13 protein-coding genes and 1 other annotated feature are annotated in these 17,377 nt (G+C 42.7%); of the genes, 9 read left to right on the top strand and 4 right to left on the bottom strand.

Annotation, left to right across the window (positions count from 1 at the left end; translation table 11 throughout):
• Nucleotides 1-9: 9 nt before the first annotated feature.
• From radA to ABLA76_RS10500, 3 genes are all read left to right on the top strand, one after another.
• Complete coding sequence (radA, locus tag ABLA76_RS10510; RefSeq protein ID WP_047766748.1) at nucleotides 10-1,392, top strand: DNA repair protein RadA; 1,383 nt, start codon at nucleotides 10-12, stop codon at nucleotides 1,390-1,392.
• Between the two features lie 676 nt (nucleotides 1,393-2,068).
• Nucleotides 2,069-3,295 carry a multifunctional transcriptional regulator/nicotinamide-nucleotide adenylyltransferase/ribosylnicotinamide kinase NadR gene (gene nadR, locus ABLA76_RS10505; RefSeq protein WP_348987879.1) on the top strand — a complete coding sequence of 409 codons (1,227 nt, stop codon included), beginning with the start codon at nucleotides 2,069-2,071 and terminating at the stop codon, nucleotides 3,293-3,295.
• A 675-nt stretch (nucleotides 3,296-3,970) separates the two neighbouring features.
• Nucleotides 3,971-4,699, top strand: coding sequence for an ATP-binding cassette domain-containing protein (locus ABLA76_RS10500; RefSeq protein WP_348987878.1), 729 nt, complete (start codon nucleotides 3,971-3,973; stop codon nucleotides 4,697-4,699).
• Nucleotides 4,700-4,772: 73 nt separating this feature from the next.
• On the opposite strand, the gene ettA is transcribed toward ABLA76_RS10500, so the two are convergent.
• Nucleotides 4,773-6,440, bottom strand: a complete 1,668-nt coding sequence (ettA, locus tag ABLA76_RS10495; protein ID WP_072059729.1) for an energy-dependent translational throttle protein EttA — start codon at nucleotides 6,438-6,440, stop codon at nucleotides 4,773-4,775.
• A 264-nt stretch (nucleotides 6,441-6,704) separates the two neighbouring features.
• Between ettA and sltY the strand changes: the two genes are divergently transcribed.
• Nucleotides 6,705-8,624 carry a murein transglycosylase gene (gene sltY / locus ABLA76_RS10490; RefSeq protein ID WP_348987877.1) on the top strand — a complete coding sequence of 640 codons (1,920 nt, stop codon included), beginning with the start codon at nucleotides 6,705-6,707 and terminating at the stop codon, nucleotides 8,622-8,624.
• Nucleotides 8,625-8,678: 54 nt separating this feature from the next.
• Nucleotides 8,679-9,002 (top strand): trp operon repressor, encoded by a 324-nt coding sequence (gene trpR, locus ABLA76_RS10485; protein WP_047766743.1) that lies wholly within the window; start codon nucleotides 8,679-8,681, stop codon nucleotides 9,000-9,002.
• Nucleotides 9,003-9,084: 82 nt separating this feature from the next.
• Here trpR and yjjX read toward each other — a convergent pair whose 3' ends face one another.
• Entirely contained in the window at nucleotides 9,085-9,612 is a 528-nt protein-coding gene (gene yjjX, locus ABLA76_RS10480; protein ID WP_047766742.1) for an inosine/xanthosine triphosphatase, read from the bottom strand.
• A gap of 54 nt (nucleotides 9,613-9,666) precedes the next feature.
• Between yjjX and gpmB the strand changes: the two genes are divergently transcribed.
• Nucleotides 9,667-10,314 carry a 2,3-diphosphoglycerate-dependent phosphoglycerate mutase GpmB gene (gpmB, locus tag ABLA76_RS10475; protein ID WP_348987876.1) on the top strand — a complete coding sequence of 216 codons (648 nt, stop codon included), beginning with the start codon at nucleotides 9,667-9,669 and terminating at the stop codon, nucleotides 10,312-10,314.
• Here gpmB and robA read toward each other — a convergent pair.
• Nucleotides 10,311-11,192 carry an MDR efflux pump AcrAB transcriptional activator RobA gene (gene robA / locus ABLA76_RS10470; protein ID WP_047766740.1) on the bottom strand — a complete coding sequence of 294 codons (882 nt, stop codon included), beginning with the start codon at nucleotides 11,190-11,192 and terminating at the stop codon, nucleotides 10,311-10,313. The genes gpmB and robA overlap by 4 nt on opposite strands.
• A 629-nt stretch (nucleotides 11,193-11,821) precedes the next feature.
• Here robA and creA point away from each other — a divergent pair.
• Nucleotides 11,822-12,298, top strand: coding sequence for a protein CreA (creA, locus tag ABLA76_RS10465; RefSeq protein ID WP_072161169.1), 477 nt, complete (start codon nucleotides 11,822-11,824; stop codon nucleotides 12,296-12,298).
• A gap of 114 nt (nucleotides 12,299-12,412) precedes the next feature.
• On the opposite strand, the gene arcA is transcribed toward creA, so the two are convergent.
• Nucleotides 12,413-13,129, bottom strand: coding sequence for a two-component system response regulator ArcA (gene arcA / locus ABLA76_RS10460; RefSeq protein ID WP_047766739.1), 717 nt, complete (start codon nucleotides 13,127-13,129; stop codon nucleotides 12,413-12,415).
• Nucleotides 13,130-13,828: 699 nt separating this feature from the next.
• Nucleotides 13,829-13,945, top strand: a sequence feature (Thr leader region).
• Between the two features lie 25 nt (nucleotides 13,946-13,970).
• Here arcA and thrA point away from each other — a divergent pair.
• Entirely contained in the window at nucleotides 13,971-16,445 is a 2,475-nt protein-coding gene (gene thrA / locus ABLA76_RS10455; RefSeq protein WP_348987875.1) for a bifunctional aspartate kinase/homoserine dehydrogenase I, read from the top strand.
• Entirely contained in the window at nucleotides 16,427-17,377 is a 951-nt protein-coding gene (gene thrB, locus ABLA76_RS10450; RefSeq protein ID WP_348987874.1) for a homoserine kinase, read from the top strand. Before thrA ends, thrB begins: the two co-directional genes overlap by 19 nt.

The raw sequence follows: 17,377 nt of genomic DNA, 5'->3' as shown, positions 1-17,377 counted from the left end.
AAGTACAAAGTGGCAAAAGCAGCAAAACGGGCATTTGTCTGTAACGAATGTGGTGCGGATTATCCCCGTTGGCAGGGGCAATGTACCGCATGTCACGCATGGAATACCATTACGGAAGTGCGTTTAGCCGCCGCTTCATCATCCCGCAATGAGCGTTTTAGTGGCTATGCTGGGGACGCTGGGATCAGTAAGGTACAGAAACTCTCTGATATCAGCCTGGAAGAACTGCCCCGTTTTTCAACCGGGTTTATAGAGTTTGACCGGGTGCTCGGTGGTGGTGTGGTTCCCGGCAGCGCCATTTTGATTGGCGGTAACCCAGGCGCGGGGAAAAGTACTCTGCTTTTACAAACCATGTGCCAGCTATCCACCCAGATGAAAACCCTGTATGTGACAGGGGAAGAGTCATTGCAACAAGTGGCGATGCGAGCATATCGGCTGGGTTTGCCGACAGATCAACTGAATATGTTATCGGAAACCAGCATTGAGCAGATTTGTCTGATTGCAGAGCAAGAACAACCTAAACTGATGGTGATTGATTCAATTCAGGTCATGCACATGGCTGATATTCAATCGTCACCAGGCAGTGTTGCACAAGTCAGGGAAACCGCAGCCTACCTGACACGGTTTGCCAAAACCCGTGGTGTTGCCATTATTATGGTTGGGCATGTAACCAAAGATGGCACTTTGGCTGGTCCCAAGGTGCTCGAACACTGTATAGACTGTTCTGTCATGTTGGATGGTGAAGCTGATTCCCGTTTCCGCACCCTGCGCAGCCATAAAAACCGCTTCGGTGCTATTAATGAGCTAGGTGTATTTGCAATGACCGAACAGGGGCTACGGGAAATCAGTAATCCTTCCGCCATTTTCCTGAGTCGTGGCGATGAAATTACCTCGGGTAGTTCGGTTATGATTGTCTGGGAAGGCACGCGGCCGTTGCTTGTTGAAATTCAGGCATTGGTAGATCACTCCATGATGGCAAACCCACGCCGTGTAGCCGTCGGGCTTGAACAAAACAGGCTGGCTATTTTGCTTGCCGTTCTGCACCGACATGGCGGTTTGCAAATGTCTGATCAAGATGTATTTGTGAATGTTGTCGGTGGGGTAAAAGTTACGGAAACGAGTGCTGATCTGGCGTTATTGCTCTCTTTGGTTTCCAGTTTCCGCGACAGGCCTCTGCCCCGTGATCTGGTGGTATTTGGAGAAGTGGGGTTGGCGGGAGAAATTCGCCCTGTTCCTAGTGGGCAAGAACGCATTTCAGAAGCCGCTAAACACGGTTTTAAACGCGCTATTGTTCCTCATGCTAACATGCCGAAAAAATCACTGCCTGACATGAAAGTATTTGGTGTCAAAAAGCTGGCCGATGCGTTATCTGTTCTGGATGATTTGGATTAATACACAATCTGTTATTCTTTTTAGAACTATACCAATCCAATTTCAAGGTGCGTGTTATATTTCCCCCCACAGCGGGGAAATATAAGGCCTTGCGTCGTCTTGCGGATTGCAACTTAACGTTTATCGAGTATATATAGCCAATAGATTTCAAGTTACTGCTTGAAATCTATTAAACAGCAATCTAAGTATTTTTCCTAATTTTCCAGAATATTCTCTCGCCTGCCATCACATATCAAACGAGACGGATAATAAAATCATGAATAAATATTTTTATTCATCTTACTTAAATAAAAAAATCAAATAGTTAAGCACTATATCATTTAATATTTTCCTATTCTCACCATACGCTGTTATTTATTGATCACAAAATACTGGTTAAATTTAAACCACAAATAGTTATGTAAATATTTATATAACGAATAAAGCAGACAATTTATTCAAGAATAATTGAACAAACGCTATTATCATTCCTCTTTATTGTTTATACCAATCCAACTTCAAGATGCGTGTTATATTTCCCCGCGCAGCGGGGAAATATAAGGCCTCACGTCGTCTTGCGGATTGCAACTTGAAGTTTATCGAGTATAGCTATCAATTTAGCATTTGGTTATTTTATTTTTACCTTTCACGACAAATATGCTACTTTGTTTAGTATACTAAACAAAGAGGGGGTTTTATGGCGCAATTTGACTATTTGAAAGAGGCAATCAAACAGGCAGGTTATACATTACAGCAGGTTGCTGATGCCAGCGGAATGACCAAAGGCTATCTAAGCCAACTGATTAATGCCAAAATAAAAAGTCCCAGTGCTCAGAAACTGGCTTCTCTTCATCAATATCTAGGATTAGCATATCCCATGGAAAAGAAAACGGTCGGCGTTGTGTTTGGTAAATTTTACCCATTACATACTGGACACATTTATTTGATCCAACGAGCATCCAGTCAAGTTGATGAGTTACATGTTGTTCTTTGCTATGACGAAGTGCGTGATCGTGAGTTATTCATCAACAGTTCGATGTCTCAACAACCGACTGTCAGTGACCGTCTGAGATGGTTACTGCAAACATTCAAGTATCAGAAAAGTATTCATATTCATGCAATTGATGAACAAGGAATGGAACCTTACCCAAATGGCTGGGAAACGTGGAGTCAAAGTGTTAACTCATTTCTGGCAACAAAAAACATCAACCCTAATTATATCTATTCCAGCGAAGCACAGGATGTTCCTCGTTATAAAGAATATTTCGGCGTTGAAACTGTACTTATCGACCCACAACGCTCATTCATGAATATTAGCGGTAGCCAAATCCGTCAGGCTCCTTTCCGTTACTGGGAATATATCCCTACAGAAGTAAAGCCATTTTTTGTACGTACCGTGGCTATTCTTGGTGGAGAATCGAGCGGAAAATCGACATTAGTGAATAAGCTGGCCAACATGTTTAACACAACCAGCGCATGGGAATATGGGCGCGAATATGTATTTTCCCACCTGGGAGGCGATGAAATGGCTTTACAATACTCAGATTACGATAAAATTGCATTAGGCCATGCTCAATACATTGATTTTTCTGTTAAATATGCCAATAAGGTCGCATTTATCGATACTGATTTTGTAACAACACAGGCATTTTGCAAACGCTACGAAGGAAAAGAACATCCTTTCGTTCAGGCGATGATTGATGAGTATCGTTTTGATTTGGTTATTCTTTTAGAAAACAACACCCCGTGGGTTGCAGATGGTTTAAGAAATTTGGGGAGCGAGCGAGATCGCAAAGAATTTCACCATTTGCTTGAAAGTTTGTTGAAAACAAATAATATCGATTATATCTGTGTCAATTCACCGGATTATGACCAACGTTTTCTACATTGCGTTGAATTAGTTCAACAGATGTTAATGGAATAACTAATCTTTATATATAAAATAGATTACACTCATATTATTACCAAGGTTAATTGATAGTAATTTATTATTCAGTGTAATCTTTATCTTATTATAATTACCTTACCTTAACAATGAGTTAAATGTTTACTTTAGTTATCTTAACAAATGTAATAAAATAAATTGTGATAATAATATTTTTTGATACTTTAATTTTACTGTTTTGACTTGAATTACAGGGAAATAAGTCATTTAATGAACAGGTCTATTGATTTATTTATATAAAATTTATTAGTTACTAATAAACCCACAAATATTCTAAGTGTTTTTATCAATAACGGAGGTAATAACAAGTAACATTAAAATATTAACGAAATATAAAATGACTTTTTCCCTTATTATAAAAGTGGAATAAAAATAGAAGAATTTATGCTATTTTTATTTTTTCATTGTTACCTTAAGCATAATTCATTAATATTATTGATTTTTATTCCAAGACTAAGAAACATCTCATTTATTAGATAGTCATAGTAAATAATAATTGACATAAGATGAGTATATCCTTGATGAAGATGTTTCACATATAGACTATTTTTATTCGTACAATACCGTAGGGATATCAGTATCATTACGAATGAATTTAGACAGCATATGTTTAAGGATAAAGTTTTAATCTTTTAACCTAATTGTGTTGAGAATATGAACTTGAATCAATTTAAATCGATTGAGGTTATCAATATTTCATATGGTTTAACTGATGCTACAGTTAATCATGAAATGATTTCAAATATCACATTTTCTATTATACCAGGTGAAATTACTTTGATAACAGGGCCGAAGGCATCGACTAACCGTACAGTGTTGTCGATTGCATCGGGTATGTTACAACCAGATCAAGGAGATGTATTAATTAATAATAACAAGTTGAAACTAATGAATGATGTGGAATTAGGAAAGTTTCATCATGAAAATAGTGGGTTTATCTTCCAAGATTTCAACTTATTTAGTGAACTCACTCTCTTAGATAACTTATTATTATCAACGTCTTATGGATTACCACTTGCTCGCGAGCAAGCCGAAAAAATCGCGCAAAAATCGCTGGATATTGTGAAATTAGGCGATAAAAGCCGTTATTATCCAGGGGAACTGTCTGAAAACGAGAAACAATTGGCAGCCATGGCGAAAGCCATAGTCAGAAGACCTGAATATTTATTTGCAGATGACCCAACTCGCAATTTAGATCATCAGGCATTTCAGACGTTCATTAATATCTTTAAATTTATTGCCCATGAACGGAAAGGTACGGTTGTCATTGCCTCCCAGGATAAACGCCTGATACAACATGCAGGTAGCGTTATCACTTTAGCAAGTGGAAAGGCAACTAAGACTTATGAATCCATACTGGAACGACGCGTTTTAGTGTCGTAATAGCTCAATAATAACACGTTAGTTACCATCAACAAAAAAACGGCCTGATATCAGGCCGTTTTTTCTGGCAGACTTACTTGCTGATCTTTTTATATTTGATGCGGTGAGGTTGCAGTGCTTCCGCCCCCATAGTCCGCTTCTTGTAGTCTTCGTATTCGCTGAAGTTTCCTTCAAAGAAGGTGACTTTACCTTCATCCTGATAATCAATGATATGTGTTGCGATACGGTCAAGGAACCAACGGTCATGGGAAATAACCATCGCACAGCCTGGGAATTCCAGCAGGGCGTTTTCCAATGCGCGCAACGTTTCGACGTCTAAATCGTTGGTTGGTTCGTCAAGCAGCAACATGTTGCCGCCAACTTGCAACAATTTAGCTAAATGCAGACGACCACGCTCACCACCAGATAATTCACCAACACGCTTGCCTTGATCGACGCCTTTGAAGTTAAAGCGACCAACATAGGCACGGCTCGGAATTTCAAAGTTGCCGATACGCATAATGTCTTGACCACCAGAAACCTCTTCCCAAACGGTTTTGCTGTCATCCATGCTATCGCGGAACTGCTCAACAGAAGCCAATTTAACCGTCTCACCCAGCGTCATTGAGCCAGAATCGGGCTGCTCTTGTCCTGACAACATACGGAACAGCGTTGATTTACCCGCACCGTTCGGGCCGATGATCCCGACAATCGCCCCTTTCGGCAAAGAGAAATTCAAATTGTCGATCAGAACGCGATCACCGTAAGATTTGGTCAGATTGGTGACTTCCAGCACCTTGTCCCCCAAACGTGGGCCAGGCGGAATGAACAATTCGCTGGTTTCATTACGCTTTTGGTAGTCAACACTACTCAGTTCTTCAAAGCGAGCTAAACGTGCCTTGCCTTTTGCCTGACGTCCTTTCGGATTTTGGCGGATCCACTCAAGCTCTTTCTCAATGGATTTACGGCGAGCCGCTTCTGACGCAGCTTCCTGTGCCAGACGTGCATCTTTTTGTTCCAGCCATGAAGAGTAGTTGCCTTCCCACGGAATACCTTCACCACGGTCAAGCTCCAGGATCCAACCAGCAACGTTATCAAGGAAGTAACGGTCGTGGGTGATCGCAACCACTGTGCCTTCGTAACCGTGCAGGAAGCGTTCCAGCCATGCAACAGACTCAGCATCAAGGTGGTTTGTGGGTTCGTCAAGCAGCAGCATGTCTGGTTTTTCCAATAACAGACGGCAAATTGCCACACGACGGCGTTCACCACCGGACAAGTGTTCAATCTTCGCCTCCCATGCAGGCAGACGCAAAGCATCAGCCGCTCGTTCAAGCTGATTGTCCAGATTGTGTCCATCATGAGATTGGATAATCGCTTCCAGCTCACCTTGCTCTTTTGCCAGCTTATCGAAATCCGCATCTGGATCAGCATAAGCCGCATAAACTTCATCAAGGCGAGTCAGCGCATTTTTCACTTCGCTAACAGCCTCTTCCACAGCTTCACGAACAGTATGTTCAGGATTAAGCTTAGGTTCTTGCGGCAGATAGCCGATTTTAATACCCGGTTGTGGGCGCGCTTCTCCCTCAATATCTTTATCAATACCCGCCATGATGCGCAGTAAAGTAGATTTACCGGCACCATTGAGACCGAGAACACCAATTTTCGCTCCAGGGAAAAAACTCAGAGAAATATTTTTCAGAATATGCCTTTTAGGAGGAACAACTTTTCCCACCCGATGCATACTATAAACATATTGAGCCAATGTAGTTTACCTTTTGATTAATCAAGAAATTTTAAAAATCATTTGCGTTTATCGCGTTTAGATAGCGTATTTTACCTATCCTCTTATCAAATAACACTTTTCCAGCGTTTTCCATTTGGTATGACAATTGTAATAACTCACATCAATAATATGATTATAATTACATAACATCTTAATAATTCACTTGGACAACGCACCTGAGCAAAGTATTTAGACACAGGGCATTTGGACACCGATAGTAGTCTTCCGAAGGGGTATATGGCAATGAGTAAGTGGCGGCATTTCATCATGGCTGTGAGTATGGTTTCTGTTGTTGCTGGAGCGGCACATGCTGATTCTCTGGATGCCCAACGTCAACGATATCAAGCAATAAAGCAGGCATGGGATGCCCAAAATAGGGAGGAAGTGGCGCGTCTGATGCCAACGCTGAAAAATTATCCCCTGTATCCCTATCTCGAATATCGTCAATTATCTCAGGATCTGGCAACGACCACGCCTCAGCAAGTTCAGCACTTTATTAACACTCACCCTACCTTGCCACCCGCACGTTCGCTGGCATCTCGATTTATCAGTGTACTGGCAAATAATGGTGACTGGAGCGGCATCCTGACATTCAGTCTCAATCCGCCAAATACAGTTGCAGAACGCTGTGATTATTACTTTGCGCAATGGGCCACAGGACACCAGCAAGTCGCCTGGCAAGGTGCCCAAGAAATTTGGCTCCATGGCAACTCATTACCTGATAGTTGCGATAAACTACTCACTGCATGGGAGCGGGCCGGATACCTGTCTGCAAATTTAATTTTACAGCGTATCGAATTGGCGGTGAAAACCAATAACACCACACTTGTTACCTATCTTGTCAAACGCTTACCATTGTGTTATCAAAGCGTGAGTACAAATTTGCTGAAACTACAACATGATCCAGCATTCATTGAACAATTTGCCACAACTGCCACACCAACCGATTTCACCCGCTCGGTTATCATAACGAACTTTTCCCGATTTGCCCGCACAAATGCTGAATTTGCCAGAGTAAGCATCCCTACCCTTGTCCGCTCACAAAAGATGAATGACGCCGAACGACAGCAATTAAAAGATATCGTCGCATGGCAATTGATGGGAGACATTACACCAGAGCAGGCAAAATGGCGGGATGAGACCATTCGCGATTCACACTCTATCAAATTGATTGAACGGCGTGCCCGCCTGGCATTGAGGAATGGCGATCTCTCCGGGCTTGAAAGATGGATTTCGTTGCTGCCGCAAAAAACGTTGCAACAAGATGAGTGGCAATATTGGCGTGCGATTATTCTGCTCAATCAAAGAAAAAGCGCAGAAGGCAATGCGATATTACGTAAACTGACCGAACATCGTGGTTTTTATCCCATGGTGGCAGCCCAGAAATTACATATTTCTTATCCCCTGACCATCAATAAATCAGAAAGACCCAATCGTGCCATTGCCACGATGCCAGCCATTCAACGTATCCGGGAGTTGCTGTATTGGAATATGGATAATTTGGCCCGCTCAGAATGGCTTCTCCTGGTTTCTTCGCAAGATCGCGTGAAACAAGAACAGTTGGCTCGTTATGCATTTGAGCAGCACTGGCCCGCATTCAGTGTACAAGCTACCATTGCGGGAAAAATGTGGGACCACCTTGAAGAGCGTTTCCCGATGGCGTGGCAAAATGAATTTGCAAACTTCACGTCAGATAAAAATATTTCACAAAGTTATGCCATGGCAATTGCCCGTCAGGAAAGTGCCTGGAACCCACAGGCCCGTTCTTCCAAAGGAGCCAGTGGATTAATGCAGATCATGCCCAAAACCGCCGAACATACCGTGAAGAGTGAGAGAATTCAGGGTTATGTCAGCAGCAATCAATTAATGAACCCGATTACGAATATTAAAATTGGCACCGCTTATCTGGAATCGGTCTATCAGCGTTTTGGTCATAACCGTATTCTTGCCAGTGCCGCTTATAATGCCGGCCCTGCAAATGTTGAACGTTGGTTAGCTAACACCGCTGGAAATATCGATCCCGTCGCCTTTATTGAGAGCATTCCTTTTGCGGAAACGCGCTCTTATGTCAAAAATGTTCTTGCCTACGACATGTTCTACCACAATTTTATGGGAAAAATACCAAATGTGCTGACAAATGCGGAATGGCAAAGGCGTTATTAATTTAAGATTAATATGGTATGCTACTGTACTAGTTGAATAGTATGGTAGTTAATTATGGCACAAAATCATTTGATTGATCCGGCGCTTTCCCCGGAAGAGGGTGATGACTGGCTCACTTTTGTTGAGTTGTTAAAAATCGCATTTGAACAAAATTTGCAACATTCTATTTTGCAGCTATTATTGACTCCCGATGAACGTACCGCTTTATCAACTCGGGTTCGGATTATTCAGGAATTGATGCGGGGGCAAATGAACCAGCGCGAACTGAAAAATGAGCTGGCCGTTGGTATTGCGACAATTACACGTGGTTCCAATAGCTTAAAGAATGCACCGGTTCATGTTAAGAAATGGCTGGAAAATCAGTTACTAACTGATTGACAATAACCACGATAAAATAACAAACTAAATAATGCAGCGGGGGCCGTCTAATCGTGCCCCCAAACAGCGACTGCCGTTAAGATTAAGTATTCGACTCTTTGTAAATTTCATGATGAATAGGCACCAGAGCCAATATCAGAGCTTGATGATAAACGCTGGTACGCGTCAGTATACCGTGGGTAAAAAAGCCAATCGCCCCACCTTTCTGCTTGATATTATTGACGCCAGTGACATCCGCCATTTCATGGCCAAGTTCTCGTCCCTGACGAATGCCTTCCAGGACTTTTTCTGGCAACATCAGGCTAGCAGAACGCGATTCTCCCCGAATTTGTTTATGTTCAACCACCATCCAGGCAAACGTCATATCATCTTCAATTCCTGCTTCAACGCCAACCCAGAAATCCGCTTCTGGCCGGACCTGACGAGCAGCCATAACTCGATGACGAGCACCGGTACGAGTCTCAGTATTACCAATGGGTTGTTGAGGTACGCTACTGTCTACATTAACATCTTCTATATGGTAAGTGCCTGGGCCAAAAACATCATCGAATGCAAGGCTAATCGCTTTTATCTTCGCAGGGTTAGTTGTTGCTGCAATAACGTGGTACATATAAATAAATTATCCTTTGAATTATTTCATGATGCAGTATAACGGAAAATAACTATGTTACAGGTCTATCTTGTTCGTCATGGCGAAACCGAATGGAATGTGGCTCGTCGTATTCAGGGGCAATCTGACAGTCCTTTGACTGAAACGGGTCGGCGTCAAGCTCACTTGGTCGCGCAGAGAGTTAAATCAGAAAACATTACCCATGTTATCACCAGTGACCTTGGTCGGACATGCCAAACAGCAGAAATCATCGCGGGAGCCTGTGGCTGCGACGTCATACTGGAACCACGCCTGCGAGAGTTAAATATGGGCGTTCTGGAAAATCGCGAACTCACTTCCCTCACACCAAAAGAAGAATCCTGGCGTAAAAGTCTTGTTGATGGTACACCAAATGGACGGATCCCAGAAGGTGAATCGATGCATGAAGTGTCTACCCGTATGCGGGCCGCACTGGAAAATTGCCTTAACCTGCCTGCGGGTAGTCGTCCATTGTTGGTCAGTCATGGAATAGCTCTCGTCAGTTTGATCTGCTCTATTCTGGGTCTTCCCGCTAACTCAGAACGCCGTCTACGGTTGAGAAACTGTTCCATTTCACGGGTAGATTATCAGGATAGCCCGTGGCTGGCCCCAGGTTGGATAGTTGAAACAACGGGCGATATCACTCATCTGGATATGCCCGCCTTGGATGAATTACAAGGTTAACGTTCAATTGGGATGAGATACTCAAATTCCACAACATGATTTTGTGTCTCATCCCCAAGATTTTTCCATTCAAGATTGGTGAGGTAATATCGCTCGACATCGTATCCCTTTCTGCGAGTTATATTTAGTGTAGGCAAACAGACGCCATAAACTGTAAAGAGAAACTCTTGTAACTGCTCTTTATCACCAAAATAACTGAATGAAATGTAATCCCCACTCGGCAAGACGACTGGATGGCTATCTTTGGTATCAAAGGTAGCATATTCTGGTTCTATGGCTGTGGTATAGAACACGGTCTGTTCATCTTCACTCTCCATACAAGGGGTCGTATGGTGTAATCCATAAAGCCTCGGTGGTAATACTTCCGCATCTTGTAGATAGTTAATCCAAAACTCATGACGCATATTCTTGCAATCTTCTGACCATTGCTCAAGTGTGTAACTGCAAGTGTGCTCAGTACCGATAAGTGATTTCTCTTCCAATGTGACAAATTTGTGCTCTGGCAGAGGTTTGTTATCCAGCAAGATAGGAGGACATATTCCTTTTGCGCACCACTCTTCGCTTCGACGATAGGCAGCTGGCGTTCGGTCAAACTGTTTTTTGAAAGCTCTTGTGAAAGTTTGTTGAGAATCGAAGCGATATTGCAAGGCAATGTCCAGGATAGGACGGCTGGTTAAACGTAATGCAACAGCAGCTCTGGATAATCTTCTCGCACGGATATAAGAACCTATTGCCTGGCCTGTTATCTCCTTGAACATGCGCTGCAAGTGCCATTTGGAGTAACCTGCTTTTGCTGCAACGTTATCAAGAGACAATGGACGATCCAGATTATTATCCACCCAATGCAGCAAGTCCCGAATGATGTTGGTTTGATCCATACATCTCCCTCAGTCATTAAGACAAAAAGAAAATCATATAAATGTAAAACAGCTTATTAGATTGAAAAATAAAAGCTTTTCCCTAAAAACAGATATTGTGTAGTTTGATCAATAATCAACACCTATACTTTTCCCAAAATAAACCCAGATGACAATTTCCCTGAGTGTTGTTGCCGTACACCATCCCAGCAATTAATTACCCATATTTACTATAACTATTGGTTAGTTATTCTTTAGGTATACTATGCCAAGATGATTCCATTGGACATATTGATTGTTACATTGAGATAATCAACAAACTTCCAATGAATTAAACAAGTTTTTGCTTGGAATAAATTAATATCAGAATCGGTAATATGTCAAGCATTGTCCTGATAAATAAGTCAATGATATGAATTATAAGAGAAAATATATTTATTACTGACGTACAGGATGTTAACCTAACTCCAATGGCATAACGTTTTAAAGACCATTACTTACTCGTCTTGGGGGCGTATTCAGCTATAATGTCCTGATTTTCCACCACAGATACATTCACATTGGAAATAATTTAATTAAATTTATTGCGTTACATTATATGTGAATGATAGATATTTTCACTGTATTTATTTAATTCAATTGGACTATATATGGCAACAATGAAGAAAATAGTGATAGCGGCTACCTTACTCTTTTCTCCTGCGGCTTTGCATGCTGAAGAGATCGGTTCTGTTGACACCGTGTTCAAACTTTTTGGTCCCGATAACAAGATAGTGATAGAAGCCTTTGATGATCCTGACGTTAAAAATGTCACCTGTTATCTGAGCAGAGCCAAAACTGGAGGGCTTAAGGGAGGATTGGGATTAGCAGAAGATACCTCTGATGCCGCCATATCCTGCCAGCAAATTGGCCCGATTGAATTGGCAGATAAGATAAAGAAATCCCCTAAGAAAGGACAAGTCGTCTTCCAGAAACGCACTTCTTTGGTATTTAAAAAATTGCAGGTTGTCCGCTTCTACGATCCAAATCGTAATTCGCTAATTTATTTGACTTATTCTGACAAAGTGATCGATGGTTCCCCTAAAAATGCAATCAGTGCTGTACCGATTATGCCGTGGAAAGAGTGAATAACTCATCACTGAGGCAAGCACCAACTACAAGAAAAGCCCTGATGCCATAAGACATACGGGGCTTTTTGACAGAGACGCCATGTCGAATATATACCTATAAAAAGGTATCAATCATTCTTCTAAATCACCACAGAAACGGTAACCTTCACCGTGGATGGTCGCAATGATTTCTGGCGTATCTGGTGTCGATTCGAAGTGTTTACGAATACGGCGAATAGTCACATCAACAGTACGATCGTGAGGTTTCAGTTCGCGGCCCGTCATTTTTTTCAACAATTCTGCACGGGTTTGGATTTTTCCTGGATTCTCACAGAAATGAAGCATCGCACGGAATTCGCTACGCGGCAGTTTGTAATGATCTCCCATCGGGCTAACCAAAGAGCGGCTATTGATATCCAGCTCCCATCCATTGAACTTATAACTTTCAACTTGGCGACGCTCTTCTCCTGGAGGACTCAGGTTCATTGTCCGCGAAAGTAAATTACGTGCACGGATGGTTAATTCGCGTGGGTTAAATGGCTTAGTTATATAATCATCAGCACCGATTTCGAGACCAAGAATTTTGTCCACTTCATTATCACGGCCGGTTAAGAACATCAACGCAACATTTGCCTGCTCACGTAATTCACGGGCAAGCAGCAAACCATTTTTACCTGGCAGATTGATATCCATAATGACTAAATTGATATCGTTATCTGACAGAATGTTGTGCATTTCTGAACCATCATTGGCTTCATAAACAACATACCCTTCAGCCTCAAAAATACTCTTAAGGGTATTGCGTGTGACAATTTCGTCTTCAACAATCAAAATGTGCGGGGTTTGCATGGTTGCTACCTAAAATCGCTAAAAAACAGAATCTGTATGACACAAGCTGTTATTATTAAAAGAAAATATGCTGATCTTGTTCTGAGTGACAGAAAATCAGCTTATGCCCGAAATAAATGTTTTGATATGTTTTACGCTAAAAGCTAGCGTCGCTTTCCTAGAGGGTACATACCCGATTTAAACGAGGCTTCTATATTAGTCTATTAACAGCAATATAACAGCTAGTAATGCATTTGCCTTCTAAAAAAACTAACTTTTGTTGATACATATCAAAATCAATTGTAGCACGTTAACATTAATTGTAATTGTTAATTTTAATCCAGGTCATTTGTTATTAACTTGAATAAATTATGTTAATGGATGTTGAGATGTCGTGAATACTTGAAAGAGATTCGCTCGACACTGAAATATCCAGATGACACGTTTTTATCATAAAGACAAAATAATTACAAAATATGTTTTTTGTAAAATTAAATGCTATTAAATAAGCTAACTAACCAAATAATAATTTGTCATTTGGGCTATATTTTGAATAATTTCGATACGGAAAATGCCGTTTTTTTCTTCTTTCGCCATAAAAAATATTTGACATTGACCACAATTTAATTTAACCAATAGGGGGTCAAACAAATTAAAAAAGACAGACAGGAAACGATGCACCACATCAGCTCGAAAAAAAGGGTTCTTACAAACATGATTATAACTGTCATTACTACAACCACGATTACCACCGGAACCATGAGTTGCGGTGCGGGCTGACGCATACACATAAAACAACAATGAGCCCGTATCCCACAAGATACGGGCTTTTTTTTGGACCGAAATCAGGAGAAGAACGTTAATGCGCGTATTGAAATTTGGCGGAACCTCAGTTGCAAATCACCAGCGTGTACTGAGTGTTGCAGATATCGCCGAGACTGAGTTATCCCTTGGGCAAGTTGCCTTAGTACTCTCAGCACCGGCAAAAATCACCAACCATCTGGTGGCGATGATCGAAAAAACGGTTGCAGGGCAAGATATTGTTTCTAATATGAGCGATGCTACCCAAATCTTTGCTGATCTGCTGTCAGGATTGAAAGAGCAACAACCCGGGTTTGATTATGACCGTCTGAAAGGGCTAGTAGAACGTGAGCTAGCCAGCCTTAAACAGACTCTGCACGGCATTTCCTTGTTAAAACAATGCCCAGATAACATTAGTGCATCCCTGATCTGCCGTGGCGAAAAACTGTCGATTGCCATCATGGAATCCGTGCTACAGGCTCGTGGTCATAAAGTGACTGTCATTGATCCGGTCAAAAACCTTTTGGCACATGGGCATTGTCTCGAATCCACCGTCGATATCCATGGCTCCTCCAAACGCATTGCGGCACTCAACATTCCTGCTGACCACCTCATCCTGATGGCGGGTTTCACTGCGGGCAATGAAAATGGCGAATTGGTCGTATTGGGACGCAACGGCTCTGACTATTCAGCCGCAGTACTGGCGGCATGTCTGCGTGCAGATTGTTGTGAAATCTGGACGGATGTAGACGGTGTTTATACTTGTGATCCAAGGGCGGTGAAAGATGCACGCTTGCTGAAAAGCCTGTCATACCAAGAAGCGATGGAATTGTCTTATTTCGGTGCGAAAGTCCTTCATCCTCGTACTATCGCCCCTATTGCCCAGTTTCAAATTCCTTGTCTGATAAAAAATACGGCCAATCCCGATGCACCGGGTACTTTTATTGGCGATGTCCCCATTGATCATGGGCAAAAAGATCAGGACATGCCAATTAAGGGCATTACCAATCTAAATCATATGACGATGTTCAACGTTTCCGGCCCTGGTATGAAAGGTATGGTCGGGATGGCGGCACGGATCTTTTCCGTCATGTCACGCAAAGGTATTTCCGTTGTATTAATCACACAGTCTTCGTCAGAATACAGCATCAGCTTCTGTGTACCGCAAAAAGAGTTGGTAAAAGCACAAAAGGCACTGACAGAAGAATTTTATCTGGAGCTGAAAGATGGTGTGCTTGATCCCATCGACGTGATCGATAATCTTGCCATTATTTCTGTCGTTGGCGATGGTATGCGTACTCAGCCTGGGACTTCTGCCCGCTTTTTCTCCGCATTGACACGCGCCAACATCAACATCATTGCCATTGCGCAAGGTTCTTCTGAACGTTCCATTTCCGCCGTCATTGAAAATGATGCCGCGACGACGGCTGTTCGTCTCTGCCATCAAATGCTGTTTAACACCGCTCAGGTTGTTGAGGTCTTTGTTGTCGGTGTAGGAGGTGTAGGCAGTGCGTTGATCGAGCAAATACGTCGTCAGCAAACCTGGCTCAAACAGAAACACATCGATTTGCGCGTCTGTGGTATTGCCAATTCCCGCGCTTTATTGACTGATGTACAAGGCATCTGTCTGGATAACTGGCAGCAGGCACTGTCAGAAGCCACTGAGCCTTTTAGCTTGAGTCGTCTTATTCGTCTTGAAAAAGAGTACTATCTCCTGAATCCAGTCATTGTGGACTGTACTTCCAATCAGTCGATTGCGGAACAGTATGCCCGTTTCCTCAGCAATGGCTTTAACGTTGTCACGCCCAATAAAAAAGCCAATACCTTATCGATGGCTTATTACCGCCAAATCCGTCAGGCCGCAGAGAAATCGAAACGTAAGTTCCTGTATGACACTAACGTAGGGGCTGGACTACCGGTTATCGAAAACTTACAAAATCTGCTTAATGCCGGTGATGAATTAGTGCAGTTCAGTGGCATCCTGTCGGGTTCTTTATCCTCTATTTTCGGCATGCTGGATGAAGGAATGACGCTGTCCCAAGCGACCATGCTGGCCAAAGAGAAAGGCTTTACAGAACCCGATCCACGCGATGATCTCTCTGGCATGGATGTTGCCCGAAAGCTGTTGATCTTAGCGCGTGAGGCGGGTTATGAACTGGAACTGGAAGATATTCATGTCGAACCCGTTTTACCTATATCGTTCGACGCCAGTGGCGATGTTGACCATTTCCTGCAACATTTACCGCAACTGGATCAGGTCTTTAGCCAACGTGCGGAACAAGCCGCAGAACAAGGCAAAGTCTTGCGTTATGTTGGTTTGATTGAGCAAGGCCGTTGTACAGTGAAAATTGTCTCTGTTGATGGCAACGATCCACTTTATAAAGTCAAGAATGGCGAAAACGCGCTGGCTTTCTACACCCGTTATTATCAGCCCATTCCACTGGTATTGCGTGGTTATGGCGCAGGAAATGATGTAACGGCAGCCGGCGTTTTTGCTGATATATTACGTACTCTGTCATGGAAATTGGGGGTTTAATGGTTATCAGGGTTTATGCGCCTGCCTCTATCGGGAACGTTGGCGTCGGATTTGATGTGCTTGGCGCAGCAGTTTCTCCCATTGATGGCTCGTTACTTGGAGATTGTGTCTCCGTCAGTGAAGCTGAAAGTTTCAGCCTGAATAATAAAGGGCGATTTGTTAGCAAATTACCGGCCGATCCCAAACAAAATATTGTCTACCAATGCTGGCAGCTTTTTTGTCAACGACTGGGAAAAGAGCTGCCCGTTACCATGACATTAGAGAAAAATATGCCGATCGGTTCAGGATTAGGCTCCAGTGCCTGTTCTGTCGTCGCCGGTTTAGTGTCATTGAATGAATATGCTGGCCGCCCATTTAACCAACACCAGTTACTGGAGATGATGGGAGAATTAGAAGGGCGCATTTCCGGTGGTGTTCATTATGATAATGTCGCTCCCTGCTATTTGGGAGGATTGCAATTGATATTATCTCAGGAAGATACTCCCTGTCTGCCTGTTCCCACATTTGATAATTGGCTATGGGTAATGGCTTATCCCGGCATCAAAGTATCGACAGCCGAAGCCCGTGCAATCCTGCCCAATCACTATCCCCGTAAGGATATCATTGAGCATGGGCGTCACTTTGCGGGTTTTATCCATGCCTGCCATACCCGGCAATCAGGACTGGCTGCCAAATTAATGCAAGATGTTGTGGCAGAACCTTATCGCACCCAACTCTTACCCGGTTTTGCCAATGCACGTGAAACTGTCAAAAAATTAGGAGCGCTGGCATGCGGCATTTCCGGCTCCGGCCCAACACTGTTTGCTATTTGTCATGAAATAGCGGTAGCAGAAGAAGTTGCACACTGGCTGCAACAACATTACGTACAGAATGATGAAGGCTTTGTACACATTTGCCGTCTGGATCTCGCAGGCGCACGACAGGTAAAGTAA

Origin of the sequence: Xenorhabdus sp. SGI240 (genome assembly GCF_040081915.1) — a bacterium.
Classification (GTDB): domain Bacteria; phylum Pseudomonadota; class Gammaproteobacteria; order Enterobacterales; family Enterobacteriaceae; genus Xenorhabdus; species Xenorhabdus bakwenae.
This window is presented reverse-complemented; position numbering and strand designations above follow the sequence as displayed.

Excerpts from the sequence above, each read along its gene's own strand:
- ABLA76_RS10500 (WP_348987878.1), top strand. The coding sequence starts at position 3,971 with ATGAACTTGAATCAATTTAAATCGATTGAGGTTATCAATATTTCATAT.
- trpR (WP_047766743.1), top strand. The coding sequence starts at position 8,679 with ATGGCACAAAATCATTTGATTGATCCGGCGCTTTCCCCGGAAGAGGGT.
- yjjX (WP_047766742.1), bottom strand. The coding sequence starts at position 9,612 with ATGTACCACGTTATTGCAGCAACAACTAACCCTGCGAAGATAAAAGCG.
- arcA (WP_047766739.1), bottom strand. The coding sequence starts at position 13,129 with ATGCAAACCCCGCACATTTTGATTGTTGAAGACGAAATTGTCACACGC.
- thrB (WP_348987874.1), top strand. The coding sequence starts at position 16,427 with ATGGAAATTGGGGGTTTAATGGTTATCAGGGTTTATGCGCCTGCCTCT.
- robA (WP_047766740.1), bottom strand. The coding sequence starts at position 11,192 with ATGGATCAAACCAACATCATTCGGGACTTGCTGCATTGGGTGGATAAT.
- creA (WP_072161169.1), top strand. The coding sequence starts at position 11,822 with ATGGCAACAATGAAGAAAATAGTGATAGCGGCTACCTTACTCTTTTCT.
- thrA (WP_348987875.1), top strand. The coding sequence starts at position 13,971 with ATGCGCGTATTGAAATTTGGCGGAACCTCAGTTGCAAATCACCAGCGT.
- sltY (WP_348987877.1), top strand. The coding sequence starts at position 6,705 with ATGAGTAAGTGGCGGCATTTCATCATGGCTGTGAGTATGGTTTCTGTT.
- gpmB (WP_348987876.1), top strand. The coding sequence starts at position 9,667 with ATGTTACAGGTCTATCTTGTTCGTCATGGCGAAACCGAATGGAATGTG.
- nadR (WP_348987879.1), top strand. The coding sequence starts at position 2,069 with ATGGCGCAATTTGACTATTTGAAAGAGGCAATCAAACAGGCAGGTTAT.